An 18,604-nucleotide genomic window follows, 5' to 3' on the forward strand; every position below is an offset into this window, starting at 1 on the left:
ATGAAAAAGTTAGTACTCTTAATCGCAGCGTTCGCTTTTGGTACTCTGGGCAGCCAAGCAGGCAAATTGGACAATTCATTTGTGGCTACCACATTTAATTACGGAAACTCATTCATTTTTGTTGAGAATGGGGTGACTTTTTCAGTATATCCCGATGGTGAGTTCGATTTCTTTATGGACAATCGCATTAATGTAGGTGTAGGAGCCCGTATCGGAAATGTAGGCGTAACCTTCAATTCAGGATACAATTACAACCCTTTTGTACAGTATGATGATTTTGGAGCAGTGGTCCAAGTAGAAAACATTCCAATCTTTTATGATTACTATGGAAGAGTAAATCAAATTGGTGGAGTCAACATCTGGTATCGCAATGGATTTGTTCGACGTATAGGTGGTCTAAATATCTTCTATAGAGGTGGTGTTTTCAGTCACTATACAGGATTCATCAACATATATAACAGACATTATGTGTACAGACCATTCCACAGATGGTTCGCAAGACCTGCAGTTGGATTCTGTAATGTATACACAAGACCCTATAGAAGGTTCTATAGCCCAGTTCGATATACATATTATAGACCCTACAGAAATAATTTCCGTAGGTCCTATGCCCAAATCGGTAGGGTTCACAGAAATGACCACAGGTATAGAAGAGCCGATATCTATAGAAATGATAGAAGAGTTGCAGTACGTGACAATAGAGCGGTGAGACGCGGTGATGTTGGTAGAAGTGGTCATAATATGAGCAGAAGGAATACCGATTATAGAAAGGGAAATACTGTAGCTAGGTCAAACAACAATGTGAGAAGATCGGCTACTGTAGACAGAAACGTAAAACGAAGTGATTACAGAAAAGGAAGTTCCGTTGCACGATCAAACAACAGTGCTAGAAGAACGTCCACTGTAAATAGAAATGTTCAACGAAACGATTATAAAAAAGGAAATGCTGTATCACAACGAAGCAGTAGGACCGTTGAAAACAAAAGGATTACAAAATCCCCGAACCGGAGAACGGTGGACAGCAGACAGGTCACCAAGACTCCAAATCGTACAACGGTTACGCGAACCACAAAAAGCACCTATAAAAAGCCACAGGCACGTAGGAGCAACGAAAGATCAGTGGTAAGTAGAGGAAATACCCAAAAAAGGTCTGTTTCTAAAAAAACAACGGTTAAAAGAAACACTGGGAACACCTCAAGATACAGTAGAAGTAAGAATACTGGAGTAAGTAGTAGAAGCTCCAGGAGACAATAAAGATTGTTTTTAGGTTGGTTAGTTGTTTACCCCGTAGTTGGATGCGTCCGCTACGGGGTTTTTCTTTTCAGCCATTTGGATAAAAATCCGGATACATCTTCCGAAAGATTGAACCGATACAGAATACCCAAATACATCAATGTGATCAAAGCCGATTTTAGAATAATGTTCAGTATAGGGTGAAACGAGAAATCCACCAACCAAAACAAAACGCCCAACAACAATAATGCGGCAAAAACCCTAAATGTTGCTCTAGTAAAAGGAAGAAATCCAAACTTACTTCGAACAAAGAACAGCTTCGCCAAATTAAAGAGCACTATGGAAATAAAACTTGCCAGTGCAGCACCCTCCAATCCCAATTTAGGGATCAACACAATGTTGAGTACAATGGTCAAAACGGCCAAGCCCATTCCGAAAACCAGAATGGTCTTGTAGTATTTTGAATTGTACAAAATAGAATTATTGTTCCCCAGAAGTGAGTCAAAAACCTTGGCCAACCCAATCAAAAAAACAATGGTAAAACCACCTCTATAGGTTTCTGGCAACAGCAGATACAATTCTTTCAAATTCAATATGATCAACAGAAAAATAAGCCCAGCGGCAATAAACAAGGTCAGGGATGTCTTTTTATACAAGCTACCCAAACCATCAGTGTCGCCCGAGTTCAAAAGTTCGGCGGTCAAGGGGTATGTAATTTGGTGCATGGCCCTAGAGGGTACAATGATCACCGTGGCAATATAAACGGCTACCCCGTAATACGCCACATTTTCAATTTTGATGAACTGATTCAGCATTACCTTATCAATTTCCAACAAAATAAGGGCAGCCGAACCTCCTAAAATCAGTAACAGGGAATACCACAATACATCCTTTGTGTTTGATGGCAATTTAAAACTGAAACGGGGCCGGTGAATACTAAAAGCATACACTTTGATAATGAAGGTTCGCAGCAGATATAGGGCGACCAAACAAACAAAAAAAGTATCCAACAAAATAATCTCAAAATAAAGAGCAATAAGTAGCAAGGATACGCCTATCCGACCGAACACTTCCTTCATGAAATTTCCAAAAACAGATTTCAAATGGACCTTGCACCAAGCATAAAATACCTCAAAATAGGCCATGGCGATTCCAACCAAAACCACATACCAGAGATATTCACGTACCATCGGATTTACTTTGGAGATGGTATTTCCCAAAGATTCATTGAAAAGAAAAACAAAAAATATCACTGGAAGAATGCCCAGCAAGGGCACTAGCAGCATCAAACTTAGAAATTGGTCTTTTTCCGAATCCTTGTATTGGCTGTAAAACCGAACCATGGCGTTTTGTGCGCCAAAAGCCAACAAAGGCATCAATATGGCCCCTGAAGCCAAAATGAAAGTGACCAATCCGTAATATGCATCCGGCAAAATATTGGTATATAAAAACAAGGTATTTACGGCTCCAAAAATAAAGCCTACGTAGGTGACAATTATGTTATTAACTGATTGTTTTAAGACAATTCCCATCGTATAAAATTGGTCAAGGCCTCCGTAAGTTTTTTTCTGTGGTATTTGTCCACATGCTTGGAATTAGCCTGCAATTTCCCTTCTTCATAGTCGGCAAACCAATCCAAAAGTACAGTTTTTATGGTGTCTTTATCGCCTTGGGCACAAACTGTTCCGGATTGGGTTTCCTCAATGATTGTTCCGGCGGCCCAATCTTTTGGACCAATGGCCAAAATGGGGCGTTTGGCGTTCAAGTATTCAAAAAGTTTCCCTGGAATGATGCCTTGGGTTTCTTCAGAATCAATCTCCAACAAAAGCAGTACCTGCGATTTTTGTTGTACTTCAACCACCTTATCATGCGATAAATAGCCCATGAGTTCCAAATACGGTGTCAACTTAAAATCCTCCAGAGACGAAAGTGTCTCCCCTCCTACTACCCCTGCCAGTTTAATTTTTAATGCACTGCCAAAACCATCGTTCTCCTGAATCAACTCGCTTAAGGCTTCCCACAGCGAAATTGGATTGCGTCCTGTCAGTAAAGATCCTAAATGAGAGATGGAGAAAGTGCCATCCAGGTGAACGGGAAACAACTCTTCATCAAACCCGTTGGTAATCACTTCCATGGGCTTGTCAGTAATGTTCTCAAATTCCTTCTTGGTAGTTGGACTAGTGACCACAATTTTATCCGCAGTGGTGAGCACTTCCCTTTCCAAACGCTCGTGTTTTTTTTGGGAAGCACGGGTCAATCTAAGCTTTTTTTGATACCCAATTGAAGTCCAAGGATCTCGAAAATCAGCTATCCATTGTAGTTTAAACCTTTTTTTTAAACCTAAACCTATAAGGTGAAGACTATGCGGAGGTCCTGTGGTTATAATAATCTCAATTTTTTCCTTTTCAATTAATGAAGAAAGAAAACGTATGGAAGGCTTTACCCAAAATTTTCGTGCATCGGGAATGAAAAGATTGCCCCTGACCCACAACAGTAATTTCTCCAACAAGGATGGGTTCTTTTCCGAAATCATACCAGCACTTATTCTTTTGGTCTTGCTTTTGGACAATAAAGACGCCCAACGATAAGGTTCTTGAATCGGTTGACTGATAACCCGCACTCCTTCTGGAATATCCGCTACAAGCTGTTCATCAATTATGGGATAATCAGGATTTTGGGGAACATAAACAAGGGGTTCCACGCCAAAATCAGGTAGATATTTTACAAATTTCAGCCATCGTTGTACTCCTGGTCCTCCTGCGGGAGGCCAATAATATGTTATGACCAAAATTTTCTGCATTATCCTTTTTTGGATTTTTTAGGTCGAAGCGAATACCCCACTCCCCCGATAATGACCAACCCCAGCACAATACACCCTGCCAATGCAATTTGACTTCCCGTTTGCACCACTTCAGGTTCAAATTTGAACTCGATGTCATGTTCTCCGGCCGGTATTTTAATACCCCTGAGGACATAGTTTACTTTGTAAAATGATTGGGGCTGCCCATCAACAAAAGCATTCCATCCTTTTGGATAGTGTATTTCGGAGAAAACCGCGAAGCCGTCGTTCGCGTTTTTGGACTTGTATTTTAAATAGTTGGGGCGATAATCCATCAAGTCAATTTTGGCCAGAGAATCCACTTCATAGCTGAGTTTGGTAACCTGGGGATATTTTTTGGTATTGATGATGGCTTCGGTCTTGGATTCAAAATCCTGAAGCTTCAAAATTTCATCATTGGCTGAGTCCGCAGGTTCCAAACGTTCCAAGAACCAGGCATTGCCATTGGCCTCCTCGTTAAGTGCGGGAAAACGCTGTCCCTCCTCATCTTGCTGAATCACATATTTTACGTTCAACATGTTCAGCACCTGCAGGTTATTTTGATATAGATGATAGTCGAACAATTCCTGAAGTGCCCGAGGTTTGGCTGCATGATAACCTCCAACCGACTTGTGGAAATAGGACGTTCGGGCTCCATTCAGTCCCTCCTGAGGGTCAAAAACCCGAAATACACCAGGATCCTGCTGTATCATTTGGTCTATTTGACCAGCTCGGAACGGCGTGTTCATAATACGCTGTCTCACAAAATCATCTTCGTTGACATAACGACGGTCCACCCCGACCAAATCAAACAAAATCAGCACGCCCAAAACGATGACGAACAAATTTTTTCCAATTTTCTTTTTGATGAAAAACCAAAGTGCCACTGCTGCCAGGGTTACATAAATTAAGGAGCGGAAGGTATCGTTTATGTAAACCGCTTCTCGGTCCCGCTGTATCATGGTCATCAATTCATCGCCAAAATATCTACTATAGGTTTCATCACGTAAACCCTCGAAATCAAAAAAGCCTTTGAGCAAAAGAATGGCCACGCCAAGTCCTGCGGTGATGAAAAAACTCCACTTGAGTGCATGTAATTTGGCCTTAGTCTCCACAGAAGACTTAAAAAGTCTGCGGATTCCAAGGATACCCAAAACGGGCAAACACAGCTCCAACACCACTTGAATAGAAGATACGGCCCTGAATTTATTATAGAGTGGAAAATAATCAATCATGAAATTGGTCAAGGCAGGAAAGTTTTTTCCCCAGGACAACAAAAGGGACAGTATGGCACCAGTGAGCAACCACCATTTTTTCTTTCCTTTTACCAAAAAAAGTCCCAGAACAAACAAAAAGAAAACGATAGCCCCTACATATGCCGGTGCGGCCACAATAGGTTGATTGCCCCAATATAAGGGCAATCCGGTTGACAGTTCCAAAGCTTTGTTTGGTGGCAATCCTTGGTCCGTAAGATATTCATAGGCTTTGGAGTCCTTGCCCAAATCCTCACTGCCAGAGCCTCCGAACAATCTGGGTGCAAAAAGGTTGAGCGATTCCGCAATGCCATAACTATACTGCGTGATGTATTCTTTATCCAATCCCGTGGAAGGCGGTTTTGGGGTGCCATCCGGGTTTACGGTCAACTCCGACTTACCACGTGTACTCCAATCGGCATACTGCTTCGTGGCCAATAATCCTGTGGCATTGGTGGCAATGGACAGTACCACGGCCAAAATCAAAATCCCTACAGAAAGAAAAAAGTGTTTGAGCTTTTTATCCTTGATGGCATAAATTAACTGTACCAGACCTAGAATCAACACCAGCAGCATAAAGTAATAGGTCATCTGGTAATGATTGGCATTGATTTCCAGTGCCATGGCCAAAGCGGTCAAAATAAATCCCAAGAGGTACTTTTTGCGGAAAACAAGCACAATTCCCGCCAAAACCATGGGTATGTAGCCCAAAGCATGGGCCTTGGCATTATGACCAACGCCCAATATAATAATCAAATAAGTAGAAAACCCAAAGGCCAATGCACCCAAAACGGCCAGTCTAAAATCGGCCTTTAAGCTCAACATCAAAATGTAAAAGCCCAACAGATATAGGAACAGATAGTCGGCAGGTCGAGGTAAAAACCGAATTAGGCGGTCCAGTTTTTTGATGTAATCGTGCGGATAATTGGCTCCCAATTGATAGGTGGGCATGCCGCCAAAGGCACTATTTGTCCAATAGGACTCCTCCCCTGTCAATTCCTTGAAGTCGTTCCTCTCCTTGGCCATGCCCTTATATTGGGCAATATCGGATTGATAAATAGCCTTCCCCTGCAACACTGGATAAAAGTAAACAAGTGAGGCCAGGATAAATAAGCCAATTACACAACCGTGGGTAATAAGGGCTTTGGGAGAAAAATTCATGGATAGCTTTTGAATGGACAAATATTAGTCAATTTCTTCAAAATCTATATATTCTCCAACTTTTTTTGTGGGTTTGCTTCTACCGGAAGGTTTTGTGTACACAGTGGTATTCCCTTCTCCACTGTCCTTGCTTTCATAATCCTCATAACCGCCAAACTGTTGTCCAAAACGTTCCTGTGTCTTTTTCATGGCATATTTGAACAGTTTGGGCGCCAACCACTTCAACAGTAATTTAAGCGCGAAGTATACTAATATGAGGAGTAATATCGTTTGTAATACAGCCATATAACCTTAGCTATTGCGTCAAAATTACATTGTTAGTCTTTTATAAACCTGAAACGTATCATAAAATAGTATTAAAATCAGTTATATGGAGTTTTCCCTGATCAGAAAAGCACTTTTCTTAAGTCTATTGATTCCTACGGTCTCAAATGCCCAATATACGGATGTCATCAACTCCAACCGACCGGGAAGGGCGGTCAGTGCCTATGCCGTTGGCAAAAACGTGGTACAGGCCGAAGTGGGTCTGTTTTATGAGCAACAAGATGACTCCGACCTCAATTTCGACTCGAATATCTTCGGGACCGACATTGCATTGCGTTACGGACTTCTTTTTGAGCAATTGGAAATTGTTTATGAGGGTTCTTTTATTTCGCAGAGCATTGACTTTGCCGGTTTGGCACCTGACCAGACCCTGACCGATTTTACCCGTAACCGAATTGGCGCCAAATATTTGGTTTTTGACCCTTTTAAGAATCCAGAGGCCAATAAACCCAACTTATATAGCTGGCGTGCCAACAATAAGTTCCAATGGAAAAATCTGATACCTGCGGTTTCACTTTACGGTGGGGCCACCTTTACATTGGGTGACAATCCTTTCTATTTGGGCGACCCCAACATTTCGTATCGGGGTGCGGTGGCCACGCAAAGCAGGCTCTCTCCCCGATTTGTGCTTATCTCCAATATCGCATACGATCGTATTGGGACTGATTTTCCAGAATGGAACATTGCTGTTTCCGTCACCCATGCCTTTCGCAATCCAAAATGGAGTGTGTTTTTTGAAGGTCAGGGTATTGAAAGTGACCGGCGCTCCGATTTACTTGTTCGTACCGGCTTGGCCTATTTGTTCCATGAAAATTTTCAAGCCGATTTTCACCTAGGCTCAAATTTTAAAGACTCTCCTTCACGTTTGTTTGCCGTGGCCGGGCTTTCCTACCGATTGGATTTCCATAAGGACGTGTTGATTCCCATAGACCAACAAAGTAGTGGGAAAAATGGGAAAATCCGTAGAAATTCCTCCAAGAAAAAACGTAAAAAACAAAAACGAAAAAAGAAGGACGACATCGATTTTTAAGTTTTGCAACATTCCCTTTTCTACTGTTTGGAATATTCCTAATATTGGGTTTGCAAAATATGATGTATGGTCCACATTAAAAAGGTCGGCTCCAAGGGCGACCTAAAGAAGTTTGTGAAGTTCCCCTTTGCACTGTACAAAGATTCGCCCTACTGGGTCCCCCCTATCATCAAAGATGAAATGGAATCTTTCGACGAAACCAAGAACCCTGTGTTCAAAAATGCGGAAGCCCAGTTCTTTCTGGCCTATAAAGACGGAAAATTGGTAGGACGCGTAGCGGCCATCATCAATTGGTTGGAGGTAAAGGAACAAGACCTCAAGAAAATGCGCTTTGGGTGGCTCGATTTTGTGGACGACCTTGAAGTGTCCAAAGCATTGCTGGACAAAGTAGCCGAAATTGGCCAAGAGCACCAATTGGAATATATGGAGGGGCCCGTAGGTTTTTCCAATTTGGACAAAGTCGGTGTGCTCATTGAGGGTTTTGACCATATCGGCACCATGATCACCTGGTACAACCATGCGTATTACAAATCACATTACGAGCACCACGGGTTCGTCAAGGAAAAGGAATATCTGGAGAACAAGTTCTTGGCTGCCAAAGCAGACCCCAAGTTGTTCTACAAGGCCAATTTATTGATCAAGAAACGCTACGGATTGCGGGAGATGAACTTTGAAAAGAGCAAGGACATTATGCCCTGGGTGGATAAAATGTTCGACCTGTTCAACAACAGCTATTCCCGGTTGTCATCCTTTGTAAAGATCACCGATGTACAAAAAGCGTATTTCAAAAAGAAGTACATCAGCTTCATTAACCCCGAATACATCAAATTTGTGGTGGATGAGCAGGACGATTTGGTGGCCTTTGCCATTGTGATGCCCTCGTTCTCCAAAGCACTGCAAAAAGCACGGGGGCACCTGTTCCCAACGGGTATTTTCCACTTACTGAAAGCCAGAAAGGAAAGCAAGGATGTTATCTTTTACCTGATCGGTATTCGGCCCGACTTTCAAAACAAGGGGGTCACCGCCATAATTTTTAACGAATACCACAAAACCTTTTCCCAAAAGGGCATTGTAAACTGCATCCGAACCCCAGAGCTGGAGGAAAACGTGGCCATTCGACAAATGTGGAAACATTTTGACCCTGTGACCCATAAGCGTAGACGTACCTATCGGAAGGATTTGTAGCCAATCTTCTTTTTCCAGATCAGGGTCGTTTTAGAATGGCTATTTCCATTTAAAAATGCTTGGAAGTATCCACGGTTGGCTTGCTATTGAGAATTTGTTTTTTCTTGTCCTTTTTCTCCCCGTGCGATAATGGTGATTTACCCTCCCGTTTGGAACATAATTCAGCGTTACGAAAATTAGATCAGACTTTTTTAAAAGTATGATTTAACACCACCTGGTGGCATGATATTGATAAAAAAATGGATAAATTGTGATTATAAACGAGTTGTAAACAATTATGAACGAACACGAAGACTACTTTAGAATTTCTAAAAATGGACAGGTTCATACACTCAGCGACAGAATTCCATTAAAGTGGCAAGGACTAATGATTTGGACTTCTTCCTCGTTTATAATATTAACACTAATTGTTGGTGTTGGAGTCGGACTCTTTGTTGCAATTTTGACTTTTATTGGATATTTATTTTATCGATTCGCATCATGGATTTACTACTCGGAAGTAAAAATTGACGAGAAAAGCGGAAAAATGACTCGGTTGAAAAAAATACTGGAGCGCACTCAAAAAACGGATTTGATAACTGACAAGTTTGACGTTAATGGATTTGAGTACTCGGAACTAAATCGGAGTGGAAAAAACAAGTTTCTCATGTCTTACCGCACTCATAAAAATCATGACTTACTGATTTTGAAGAATAAGTCGGACAAAGAAGCTATTGAAAAGTACGTTGCGGAAAAAATAACTGTTTACAACAATGGCTAAAATTCATTGCTTGCGGATTTCCTTGCAGGAAATCCTGCGCAAAAAGCTAACTTTAGGTTCGGCTGGACTGTCCTGCGGACAGATCACAGCAACGAACCTTAGCCGAACCGTTACCCACAATCAAAATGAACATTCGTGCCTATCATAAAAATGACAAGGAAAATATCATTCAGTTAGTGAAAGGTGGACTTGCCGAATTTGGTTTTGAATACTCGCAAGAAACTTCTGAATCCGATTTGGCGAATGTTGAAAGTGAATATTTTGGCAACAACGGTACATTCGTGATACTCGAGAATGACAACCGAGAGCTTCTTGCAGTTGGAGCTATTAAAGAAGTTGAAAAACGTACCTTTAAAATCAGAAAAATGTATGTTGCCAAAAATCAAAGAGGTAAGGGATTTGGGAAAGTCATTTTAGACTATTTGCTCCAAACGGCAAAGGAAAAGGGTGCAAAAAAGGTTGTTTTGGAAACATCAACTTTAATGACTTCGGCAATTGGGTTGTACAAAAAATTTGGTTTTAAGAAAACGTACGAAAGACCGAGTTCGCCCAGATGCGATTTCACGTTTACAAAAACAATGAAAGATGATTAAATCACAAAGAGACAAGTTCGATTTACCAAAAGATGTAACATATCTCAATTGTGCGAACATTGCACCATTGATGAAAAGCCTTTCCCGATTGGGCAAAGAAGCCATAGACCAAAGAGCAAGACCTTATCAAATTTCCAGAAGTGATTGGTTTGAGCCAACCGATAAGCTAAAAAGAAATTTTGCCAAATTAATCAACTGCGAAAACCATAATAGAATTGCCGTATTGCCTTCTGTTTCCTATGGAATTGCATCGGTTGCTAAAAACATTCAACTAAATCCAAATGACCAGATATTAGTAGTTGACGAACAATATCCAAGCAACTATTATTCTTGGGTCAACATTGCTCAAGAATTTGGAGCAGAAATAAAGGTTGTTAAACCGCCCAGCGATTTAAAAAACAAAGGCAAAATATGGAACGAAAAGATTTTGGAATCCATCAATGGCGAAACAAAAATTGTTGCTTTGGGCAATGTGCATTGGACAGATGGAACACTATTCAAACTCAAAGAAATAAGTGATAAAGTTAAACAACATAATGCGCTTTTGATTATCGATGGCTCACAATCTATTGGTGCCCTGCCTTTTGACATCCAAGAAATAAAGCCAGATGCTGTTTTTGCAGTCGGTTACAAATGGCTTTTAGGAGCATTCTCATTTGCCTTTGGCTATTTTGGCTCACAATTCGACAACGGAAAACCTTTGGAAGAGAATTGGATTAACCGAAAAGATAGCCATGATTTTCAGAGATTGGTCGAATATACGCCCGAATATAGCCCATTAGCGGGAAGATACAATGTTGGCGAAAATTCTAATTTCCACCTAACATCTTTAATGAACGGAGCCATAGAGCAACTGTTGGAATGGGACGTGGCAAATATTCAAGAATATTGTAAAAAACTGACTGCTGAAACAATAAACGAACTAAGGGAGTTGGGTTGTATTATCGAAGAAAATGATTATCGAACAAGCAATCTTTTCGGAATACGTTTTGACAACTCGATTGACCTTAATGCTCTACAAGCTAAGTTTGAGAAGAATAAAATTTATGCGTCCTTGCGCGGGTCAGCCGTCCGAATTTCTACAAATGTTTATACGGACCAAAACGATATGGACAAACTTGTAGATTGCATTAAAACAATACTGAAATAATGATTGTTGCTAACACTATGTAAAAATGCATTAAAACGCATTTTACATTAACCGTTAGCTACAAGCTGAAAAAAGATGCACGAAAAGATTGATGAAAATATAATCGGATTTTTTGCGAGCTTTAATGCTGGCGAAACTGACCAAGAATTAGTCAAGGACTACTTGTGGAGTGACAACGGACTGAAAAATAAACTCGCTCATCTGAAATGGAAAAATTACGGACAAGGACTGCAAATAATTTTATTTCAGGTTTATGTAAAACCAATTCCTTATTTGAGAAAAAACTTGAGGGAAATAGAAAATTATAGACCAAAAGAAAAATCAATCGGAATTCCTATAATTCTTGACAACGAAAATTTCTTTAAATTATCTGAATCTGACCGACAACAATTCTTTGCGAAAACGATAGTTGAAAAACTTGGCCTTGTGGAATTAAAAGTAAAGCGAAATAAATTGGACTTTGACATTTCGGAACTAATAGCTGATGTAAAAAAATCGCTGAATTACAAAAAAATAGAAAAAGCCTGTGGCTAACAAGGGCTATAATTCATTGCCCCATTTTAACTAAATTCAACCCATTAACAATCAAAAAGGCTGGATTCCGCACGGAAAAATCCGATGGATTTTTCACGCAACGAAATCATAGCCGAGACCGTTGGGCACAATATGAAAAAAGCAGTTCTATACATTTTTGCGATAATTGGAATAATAAGTTTGATTTCAAAAATGGTCGGATTCTATCGGACTGAAAAACTGACTCGCGAATACTGGAAGAATTGTGAAAAGGTTGAAATTGGAATGACTTTGAAAGAGGCTCGCGAAATAATTGGCGATTTGAAATACCAATATTGGACTCAACACGAAAATTCTGGCGGAATAATGGTTTCGGAGTATAAAGGTAAACTTAAATATACACTGGAATATCCTATGGTATTTGCTGGTTCAGACAATATGCGATTGGAATTTGACCCAAATACTTCACGAGTGACGGACATATTTTGCGGAGAATAAAAATAAATACTGTGCCCAACATTGGCTATAACTCAGCTTTACTCTTGAACAAAACAAAAACCATAACTTTAAAAAACGGCTGGATTCCGAACTTGGAAAATCCTGACGGATTTGCAAAGCCGAAATCATAGCCGGACCGTTGTATGCAAGTGGCAAGAAAACATAACATACATTAAAAACTTGAGTTGGAAGATTTTCTACTTTAAAGATCGAGACCATTATATTAGCTCGTCACAATAGGTTGTCTGAATGAATGAATCCTATCACCCATTTAAGTCAGAAAAAGCAAAAGGAGAATATCTTGCTTTTTATGATGAACATGCTAAACTGTGGCCTGTTCCATCAAAAAACAAATATATTGAAACTTCTTATGGTCAAACCTTTGTCCGGATAAGTGGTCCAGAAGATAAATCACCTTTAATTCTTTTGCCTGGAGATACTGAAAATTCACTGTCGTGGATGCCTCAAATAAAGGAATTTTCAGAACATTATAGAACCTATGCAATAGATTGCATTTATGATAATGGTCGTAGTATATACTCACGCCCTTTACAAGAACCGAGAGATTTTGTCAACTGGTTAAATGAATTGTTTGACGCCCTAAATCTGAAAAATAATATTAATCTGTTGGGGTTTTCATTCGGTGGATGGCAAACGAGTATTTATGCGATGGCTCATCCCGAAAGACTTAATAAAGTTATACTCATCTCCCCATCTGCAACAGTAATGCAACCAAGATTAAGGTACTTGATTCCTGCAATAACAGCTCATTTTTTTCCAATTCATTTTATTACAAAAAAACTAGTGTATTGGGAGAGGAAATGTTTAGTAAAACAAGGAGAAGCAGGTCGGGCTATTGCGGATAAAATGACTGAGGAGGTAGTATTGGCAGGAAAATGTTTTAAAAAAAGAAAATTTGTCAAACCTACTGTTTTAACGGATGATGATTTGCAAAAACTGAAAGTTCCTGTATTGTACCTTATTGGAGATAAAGAAGTTTTGTATTCTCCTGATAAAGTTGAGCAACGCCTTAATGATGTGGCACCTCAAATAAATACAATAACTATTCCTGATGCCAGCCATGATATAACGCATTCGCAAGCAGAGATAGTAAATAAAAAGATTCTCGATTTTTTAAAAAAGGAATAAGGTTTATAAAAAAGCCAGCATACAACAATGTATAAAAATAATTGCCGAGACAGTAGTGAATTCAAAGATTGCAGCCCGCTTCAATCTTCTTGCTGCCAGATTGGTTTGGAGTCCGCTAGCTGCTACTATTCTTATACCAACCGTTGTGGTCAATGTCGATAAACCAAGAAATTGAATGAACAAAACGATATTTGAGATTACCAAAATGGATTGTCCTTCAGAGGAAAATCTTATCCGAATGAAATTGGATGGAATCTCAAGTATTGCGAATTTGGACTTTGATATTCAAAACCGAAGATTGACCGTTTTTCACAGCGGAGAAATTGACCAAATCGAAAAATCAGTACTCGAACTGAATTTGGGCGGAAAGAAAATCTCGACTGAACAAACTGACCAAACGGAATTTAAAGAAAAGGCAAACCAAAAAAAACTACTCTGGACAGTACTAGGAATAAATTTTGCCTTTTTCCTAATCGAAATGACAACTGGATTAATCTCAAAATCAATGGGATTAATTGCAGACAGTTTAGATATGCTTGCGGACAGTTTTGTTTATGGAATTAGTTTGTTTGCTGTTGGCGGAACTTTAACAAGAAAGAAGAGGATTGCCAAACTTGCTGGATATTTTCAAATAACACTTGCGATTATTGGATTTGTAGAAGTTTTAAGAAGATTTTTTGGAGACGAGAAACTTCCTGATTTTTCGACAATGATTATCGTTTCTATTTTTGCACTTATCGCAAACGGAATTTGTCTTTATATTTTACAAAAGTCAAAGAGTAAAGAAGAGGCTCATATGAAAGCGAGTATGATTTTCACCTCAAACGATGTGATTATTAATTTGGGAGTAATAGTAGCCGGACTTTTAGTAAATTGGTTGAGTTCAAACAAACCTGATTTGATTATCGGAACAATCGTTTTTGTATTGGTAATTCAAGGAGCATTTAGAATATTAAAATTGAGTAAATAAAAAAACTAACCACAACAATGGCTATAAGTAATTGCTTGTCTTCGCTTACTTCTGAAAATCCTCACGGATTTTCAGTTTGGTGTGTACTTGCAAAGTTAACCGCTAACCCACCCTACTACGCATAGCCGAGACCGTTGTGCTTCATTAATTATACCGTCCTAAGAAATAATATTTATGTCAAAAAAAATATTCGTTTACATATGGGAATACCAGGTAAAAGAGGAGTTCCGGTCCGAATTTGAAAAAATATATGGTCCCGACGGTGATTGGGTTCGATTATTTAAAAAAGCCAACGGTTATGTTTCTACCGATTTCTATCAAGATATTTCGGACACAAATAGATTCATAACAGTTGACTCCTGGGACACCAAGAAGGACCGGGACAATTTTCGAGAGAAATTCTCGAAAGAATTTGAACTTTTGGACGAACATTGTGAGAGTTTTACAGAAGAAGAAAAAATCATAGGCGATTTTAATCATTACAGTAATTGATTGTCAAATCGATTTGAGAAATTGACTATTTATTAGGATTAGGATATAAGTAAATAATGAAGCACAACAATGGCTGTAAGTAATTACTTGTTCTCGCCTACTTCTGAAAATCCTCACGGATTTTCAGTTTGGTGTGTACTTGCGAAATTAACCGCAAAATTAGGCAACTACTCATAGCCGATACCGTTACCCTTTATTATGCATGACATAGCAAAATTGACAATTTTAATGCTACTTGTAAGCACTGTTTGCAATGGGCAAAATCTGTATACATATTCCCAACCGAAAAAGCTTAAAGATGGCTGGAAAACGAACCACATAAAATCACAGGGTATAGATTCGACCTTGATTTAGAAATTTTTCAACCGAATCCAAGGTGTGCAACATAAATTGCATAGCGTATTACTGGTTAAAAACAATCAATTGATTCTCGAAGAATATTTCAAGGATCATAATGCAAATGAACCGCACGACCTACGTTCGACATCGAAAAGTATTCGTTCAATCTTGTTAGGAATAGCTATAGACAAAGGATTTATTGACAATATAAATGACCCTATAAATAAATACCTCAAAAATCCCATCCCTAAAAAAAACTTGGATGTTAGAAAGGAAAAAATTACAATTAAACACCTTTTGACTATGTCCAGCGGACTAGATTGTAATGATTGGGATAAAAAATCAAAAGGTCAAGAAGACAGAGTCTACAAGAAAAAAGATTGGTTGCAATATACACTTGACCTACCAATGGTAAATACACCTGGGAAAGAGTCACGATACTGTTCAATGGGTGTGATTCTTATGACTGAAATTATCAGTCAATCATCAGGAATGTCAATAATGGAATTTGCTGATGAATACTTGTTCAAATCTTTGGGAATTGACAATGTAAAATGGGGACACACATCCGACAAAGAAGTCATTGCATCAGGAAAAAGATTGTATATGACTTCTAGGGATATGGCCAAAATAGGACAACTGATTTTGAAGAAAGGAGAATGGAATGGAGAACAAATTGTATCGAAAAAATGGATTGAAGAGTCTACAACACCAAAAACGAAAATTACTGGTATTGATTATTGTTATCTGTGGTGGAATATTCCCTTTACAATGAATGAAAAAAAAATAATTTCAAAAACAGCAACTGGAAATGGCGGCCAATACATAATAATAATTCCCGAGATGGACGTGGTTGCAGTGTTTACAGGAGGCGCATATAATTCTCAAGAAGATAAATTAGCGTTTGCTATTATGAAAGATATAATTCTGCCATCAATCAAAAATTAAAAAAACAAAGGGTAACAATGTGTATAAGTAATAGCGGTTTAAGTGACAAAACCAAAATATAAACATAAAACAAAGGTTAGTGCAAAACCGAAAAGTTTGTGAGTAGAAATCCGCTACTACTCATACACGAGACCGTTAGGAAAAATACCTGCGGTCGTTCAAGCCAGAACACTTCGTGATCTTCCCCCCTTGAACTATTTTTCCTAAAGGCCCCACAGTACGACGGCAGATATGCCAAGAATAGCCTTATATTTAATACCCAAAAACAGGCCCTCACAACCGCTGGTCCAGTAATTTACCTAACCAAGGCTATGGTGAATCAGCGTCCAATGGCCACAATAACCAATGCAAACTGAGCTCTTGCAACGCTTTTGTGCTTTCCCCTCGATAACGTTGTTATTTTCGTCGGAAGCATCAGCCGTGGGGCCTTTAGCTACAACTCAAAAAAACAGTTACAAAAAACACTTTCGTAAAACATAGCAAGTTTCGGATTTTATAGACGCAAAACCATTCGGACATTCGCATTATAAAATTCAAAAGAATGGAAACACAAAATCAAATCAATTACAACCGAATTGCCGAAGCAATTGAATACATCAAAACAAACTTCAAATCGCAACCCAATTTGGATGAAGTAGCGGAAAAAGTTCATGTCAGTCCTACTCATTTTCAAAGGATGTTTACAGAATGGGCTGGAACAAGCCCGAAAAAATTCCTTCAATTTATAAGTGTGGAATACGCCAAAAAAATTCTAAAAGAAGAACAGGCAACCTTGTTCGACACCGCTTTTGAAACAGGACTTTCCAGTACGAGCCGACTGCACGATTTGTTCGTGAACATTGAGGGAATGACACCTGCCGAATATAAAAATGGCGGTAAAAATCTGAAAATCAACTACAGTTTTGCCGAAAGTCCTTTTGGGAACTTGATTGTCGCTTCCACATCAAAGGGCATTTGCTATATGGCTTTTGAAGACAATGAAGAAACTGCATTTCAAAATTTAAAAGCAAAATTTCCCAATGCCAAATTCCAACGAAAATTGGATTTAATGCAACAAAATGCCTTGTTCATTTTTCAAAATAATTGGAGTAAACTCAATGAGATCAAACTGCATTTAAAAGGAACGGATTTTCAACTAAAAGTTTGGGAAAGTCTGTTGAAAATACCGATAGGAGGACTTTCTACTTATGGGAAATTAGCAGAACAAATAGGTAATCCGAATGCTTCCAGAGCTGTGGGAACTGCCATTGGAAACAATCCCGTAGCTTATTTAATTCCTTGCCACAGAGTTATCCAATCCACAGGAAGTTTTGGTAGTTATATGTGGGGAAATACCCGAAAAACGGCCATTATCGGCTGGGAGGCTGCCAAAAACCAATAGTTTCTTAAATACCGCAAGTTTCGGATTTTTTCAGGCGATTACAAAACCAATCTTTGCAACTCAATATCATAATTTCTTATTCATGAAAACATTCATTCTAATCCATGGTTCTTGGCACAGTGCCTGGAACTGGCACAAAGTAGTACCAATATTAGAAAATCAAGGTCATAAAGTTTATGCCATTGATTTGCCTGGAATGGGTCGTGATAAAACGCCCATCAAAAATATTACTCTAAAATCTACAGTTGAGAAACTTTGTAAACTTATTGACAGTATTGAGGAAAAAGTAATTCTGGTAGGACATAGTAAAAACGGGATTATGATTTCACAAGTTGCCGAATACCGCCCTGAAAAAATCGAGAAACTAATTTATCTGGCTGCTTATTTGATTCCTAACGGTAAAACACAGGTAGAATATTCTTCCCAAGACATAGATGGAGTGCTTAAGCCTTATGTAACAAGATACCCCGATACCAAATCGCATACGTTGCAACCCGAAATTTATAAGGAAGGTTTATATCATGATTGCGATGATGACATTACAGAAATGGCAAAGGTAATTTTGAGTCACGAGCCAATTGAATCTGGTATGGCGAAATTGGAATTAACAGAAGAAAACTATGGAAGCGTTCCGAAATACTATATCGAATGTACGGATGACCGTGCCGTAACCCCATTCATCCAACAAAAAATGTACAACGAAACACCATGTCTTAAGGTCTACAAAATACAGACAAGCCATTCACCATTTTTTAGCCACCCCAAAGAGTTGTGCGATGTTTTTCTAGAAATAGCCCATAGTTAACA

Annotated in this window: 18 protein-coding genes; 14 read left to right on the forward strand and 4 right to left on the reverse strand. The window is 39.0% G+C overall.

Annotated features, from left to right (window positions below):
• Nucleotides 1-1,254, forward strand: coding sequence for a hypothetical protein (locus GTQ34_RS03985; RefSeq protein WP_166522456.1), 1,254 nt, complete (start codon nucleotides 1-3; stop codon nucleotides 1,252-1,254).
• A 50-nt stretch (nucleotides 1,255-1,304) separates the two neighbouring features.
• Here GTQ34_RS03985 and GTQ34_RS03990 read toward each other — a convergent pair whose 3' ends face one another.
• Genes GTQ34_RS03990 through GTQ34_RS04005 form a run of 4 tightly spaced genes read right to left on the reverse strand, consistent with a single transcriptional unit; the run spans nucleotide 1,305 to nucleotide 6,750 of the window.
• Nucleotides 1,305-2,765, reverse strand: a complete 1,461-nt coding sequence (locus GTQ34_RS03990; protein WP_166522457.1) for a lipopolysaccharide biosynthesis protein — start codon at nucleotides 2,763-2,765, stop codon at nucleotides 1,305-1,307.
• Nucleotides 2,750-4,033, reverse strand: a complete 1,284-nt coding sequence (locus tag GTQ34_RS03995; protein ID WP_166522458.1) for a glycosyltransferase family 4 protein — start codon at nucleotides 4,031-4,033, stop codon at nucleotides 2,750-2,752. The genes GTQ34_RS03990 and GTQ34_RS03995 overlap by 16 nt, the downstream gene beginning before the upstream one ends.
• The gene (locus GTQ34_RS04000; protein ID WP_166522459.1) at nucleotides 4,033-6,465 is read right to left on the reverse strand and encodes a YfhO family protein; all 2,433 of its coding nucleotides are present in this window, start codon (nucleotides 6,463-6,465) and stop codon (nucleotides 4,033-4,035) included. Before GTQ34_RS04000 ends, GTQ34_RS03995 begins: the two co-directional genes overlap by 1 nt.
• Before the next feature lie 24 nt (nucleotides 6,466-6,489).
• Entirely contained in the window at nucleotides 6,490-6,750 is a 261-nt protein-coding gene (locus GTQ34_RS04005; RefSeq protein WP_166522460.1) for a DUF4834 family protein, read from the reverse strand.
• Between the two features lie 85 nt (nucleotides 6,751-6,835).
• On the opposite strand from GTQ34_RS04005, the gene GTQ34_RS04010 reads away from it, so the two are divergent.
• The 13 genes from GTQ34_RS04010 to GTQ34_RS04070 all read left to right on the forward strand — a co-directional run bounded on the left by GTQ34_RS04010 (nucleotide 6,836) and on the right by GTQ34_RS04070 (nucleotide 18,602).
• A complete protein-coding gene (locus tag GTQ34_RS04010; RefSeq protein WP_166522461.1) occupies nucleotides 6,836-7,819 on the forward strand; it encodes a transporter in 984 nt (327 codons plus the stop codon).
• Nucleotides 7,820-7,885: 66 nt separating this feature from the next.
• Nucleotides 7,886-9,004, forward strand: coding sequence for a GTP cyclohydrolase (locus GTQ34_RS04015; RefSeq protein WP_166522462.1), 1,119 nt, complete (start codon nucleotides 7,886-7,888; stop codon nucleotides 9,002-9,004).
• Nucleotides 9,005-9,281: 277 nt separating this feature from the next.
• A complete protein-coding gene (locus GTQ34_RS04020) occupies nucleotides 9,282-9,764 on the forward strand; it encodes a hypothetical protein (RefSeq protein WP_166522463.1) in 483 nt (160 codons plus the stop codon).
• A gap of 125 nt (nucleotides 9,765-9,889) precedes the next feature.
• Nucleotides 9,890-10,357, forward strand: a complete 468-nt coding sequence (locus tag GTQ34_RS04025) for a GNAT family N-acetyltransferase (RefSeq protein ID WP_166522464.1) — start codon at nucleotides 9,890-9,892, stop codon at nucleotides 10,355-10,357.
• Nucleotides 10,350-11,507: an aminotransferase class V-fold PLP-dependent enzyme gene (locus GTQ34_RS04030; RefSeq protein WP_166522465.1), complete on the forward strand. Its 1,158-nt coding sequence runs from the start codon at nucleotides 10,350-10,352 to the stop codon at nucleotides 11,505-11,507. The genes GTQ34_RS04025 and GTQ34_RS04030 overlap by 8 nt, the downstream gene beginning before the upstream one ends.
• A gap of 75 nt (nucleotides 11,508-11,582) precedes the next feature.
• Entirely contained in the window at nucleotides 11,583-12,041 is a 459-nt protein-coding gene (locus tag GTQ34_RS04035) for a hypothetical protein (protein ID WP_166522466.1), read from the forward strand.
• A gap of 84 nt (nucleotides 12,042-12,125) precedes the next feature.
• A complete protein-coding gene (locus GTQ34_RS04040) occupies nucleotides 12,126-12,518 on the forward strand; it encodes a hypothetical protein (RefSeq protein WP_166522467.1) in 393 nt (130 codons plus the stop codon).
• A gap of 249 nt (nucleotides 12,519-12,767) precedes the next feature.
• Nucleotides 12,768-13,667: an alpha/beta fold hydrolase gene (locus GTQ34_RS04045; RefSeq protein WP_166522468.1), complete on the forward strand. Its 900-nt coding sequence runs from the start codon at nucleotides 12,768-12,770 to the stop codon at nucleotides 13,665-13,667.
• A gap of 175 nt (nucleotides 13,668-13,842) precedes the next feature.
• Complete coding sequence (locus GTQ34_RS04050) at nucleotides 13,843-14,637, forward strand: cation efflux transmembrane domain-containing protein (protein ID WP_166522469.1); 795 nt, start codon at nucleotides 13,843-13,845, stop codon at nucleotides 14,635-14,637.
• A gap of 174 nt (nucleotides 14,638-14,811) precedes the next feature.
• On the forward strand, nucleotides 14,812-15,129 hold the full coding sequence (locus GTQ34_RS04055) for an antibiotic biosynthesis monooxygenase family protein (RefSeq protein WP_166522470.1): 318 nt from the start codon (nucleotides 14,812-14,814) through the stop codon (nucleotides 15,127-15,129).
• 378 nt (nucleotides 15,130-15,507) lie between these two features.
• Nucleotides 15,508-16,416, forward strand: coding sequence for a serine hydrolase domain-containing protein (locus GTQ34_RS04060; protein ID WP_313790403.1), 909 nt, complete (start codon nucleotides 15,508-15,510; stop codon nucleotides 16,414-16,416).
• A gap of 541 nt (nucleotides 16,417-16,957) precedes the next feature.
• On the forward strand, nucleotides 16,958-17,797 hold the full coding sequence (locus tag GTQ34_RS04065) for a bifunctional helix-turn-helix domain-containing protein/methylated-DNA--[protein]-cysteine S-methyltransferase (RefSeq protein WP_166522471.1): 840 nt from the start codon (nucleotides 16,958-16,960) through the stop codon (nucleotides 17,795-17,797).
• Between the two features lie 82 nt (nucleotides 17,798-17,879).
• A complete protein-coding gene (locus GTQ34_RS04070; RefSeq protein WP_166522472.1) occupies nucleotides 17,880-18,602 on the forward strand; it encodes an alpha/beta fold hydrolase in 723 nt (240 codons plus the stop codon).
• The last annotated feature ends 2 nt before the right edge of the window (nucleotides 18,603-18,604 follow it).

It is taken from the genome of Flagellimonas ochracea, from assembly GCF_009903685.1.
GTDB lineage: Bacteria > Bacteroidota > Bacteroidia > Flavobacteriales > Flavobacteriaceae > Flagellimonas > Flagellimonas ochracea.

Bases quoted from the DNA above. Each gene is read 5' to 3' on its own strand.
- GTQ34_RS03985 (WP_166522456.1), top strand. From the start codon at position 1: ATGAAAAAGTTAGTACTCTTAATCGCAGCGTTCGCTTTTGGTACTCTG.
- GTQ34_RS03990 (WP_166522457.1), bottom strand. From the start codon at position 2,765: ATGGGAATTGTCTTAAAACAATCAGTTAATAACATAATTGTCACCTAC.
- GTQ34_RS03995 (WP_166522458.1), bottom strand. From the start codon at position 4,033: ATGCAGAAAATTTTGGTCATAACATATTATTGGCCTCCCGCAGGAGGA.
- GTQ34_RS04000 (WP_166522459.1), bottom strand. From the start codon at position 6,465: ATGAATTTTTCTCCCAAAGCCCTTATTACCCACGGTTGTGTAATTGGC.
- GTQ34_RS04005 (WP_166522460.1), bottom strand. From the start codon at position 6,750: ATGGCTGTATTACAAACGATATTACTCCTCATATTAGTATACTTCGCG.
- GTQ34_RS04010 (WP_166522461.1), top strand. From the start codon at position 6,836: ATGGAGTTTTCCCTGATCAGAAAAGCACTTTTCTTAAGTCTATTGATT.
- GTQ34_RS04015 (WP_166522462.1), top strand. From the start codon at position 7,886: ATGGTCCACATTAAAAAGGTCGGCTCCAAGGGCGACCTAAAGAAGTTT.
- GTQ34_RS04020 (WP_166522463.1), top strand. From the start codon at position 9,282: ATGAACGAACACGAAGACTACTTTAGAATTTCTAAAAATGGACAGGTT.
- GTQ34_RS04025 (WP_166522464.1), top strand. From the start codon at position 9,890: ATGAACATTCGTGCCTATCATAAAAATGACAAGGAAAATATCATTCAG.
- GTQ34_RS04030 (WP_166522465.1), top strand. From the start codon at position 10,350: ATGATTAAATCACAAAGAGACAAGTTCGATTTACCAAAAGATGTAACA.
- GTQ34_RS04035 (WP_166522466.1), top strand. From the start codon at position 11,583: ATGCACGAAAAGATTGATGAAAATATAATCGGATTTTTTGCGAGCTTT.
- GTQ34_RS04040 (WP_166522467.1), top strand. From the start codon at position 12,126: ATGGATTTTTCACGCAACGAAATCATAGCCGAGACCGTTGGGCACAAT.
- GTQ34_RS04045 (WP_166522468.1), top strand. From the start codon at position 12,768: ATGAATGAATCCTATCACCCATTTAAGTCAGAAAAAGCAAAAGGAGAA.
- GTQ34_RS04050 (WP_166522469.1), top strand. From the start codon at position 13,843: ATGAACAAAACGATATTTGAGATTACCAAAATGGATTGTCCTTCAGAG.
- GTQ34_RS04055 (WP_166522470.1), top strand. From the start codon at position 14,812: ATGTCAAAAAAAATATTCGTTTACATATGGGAATACCAGGTAAAAGAG.
- GTQ34_RS04065 (WP_166522471.1), top strand. From the start codon at position 16,958: ATGGAAACACAAAATCAAATCAATTACAACCGAATTGCCGAAGCAATT.
- GTQ34_RS04070 (WP_166522472.1), top strand. From the start codon at position 17,880: ATGAAAACATTCATTCTAATCCATGGTTCTTGGCACAGTGCCTGGAAC.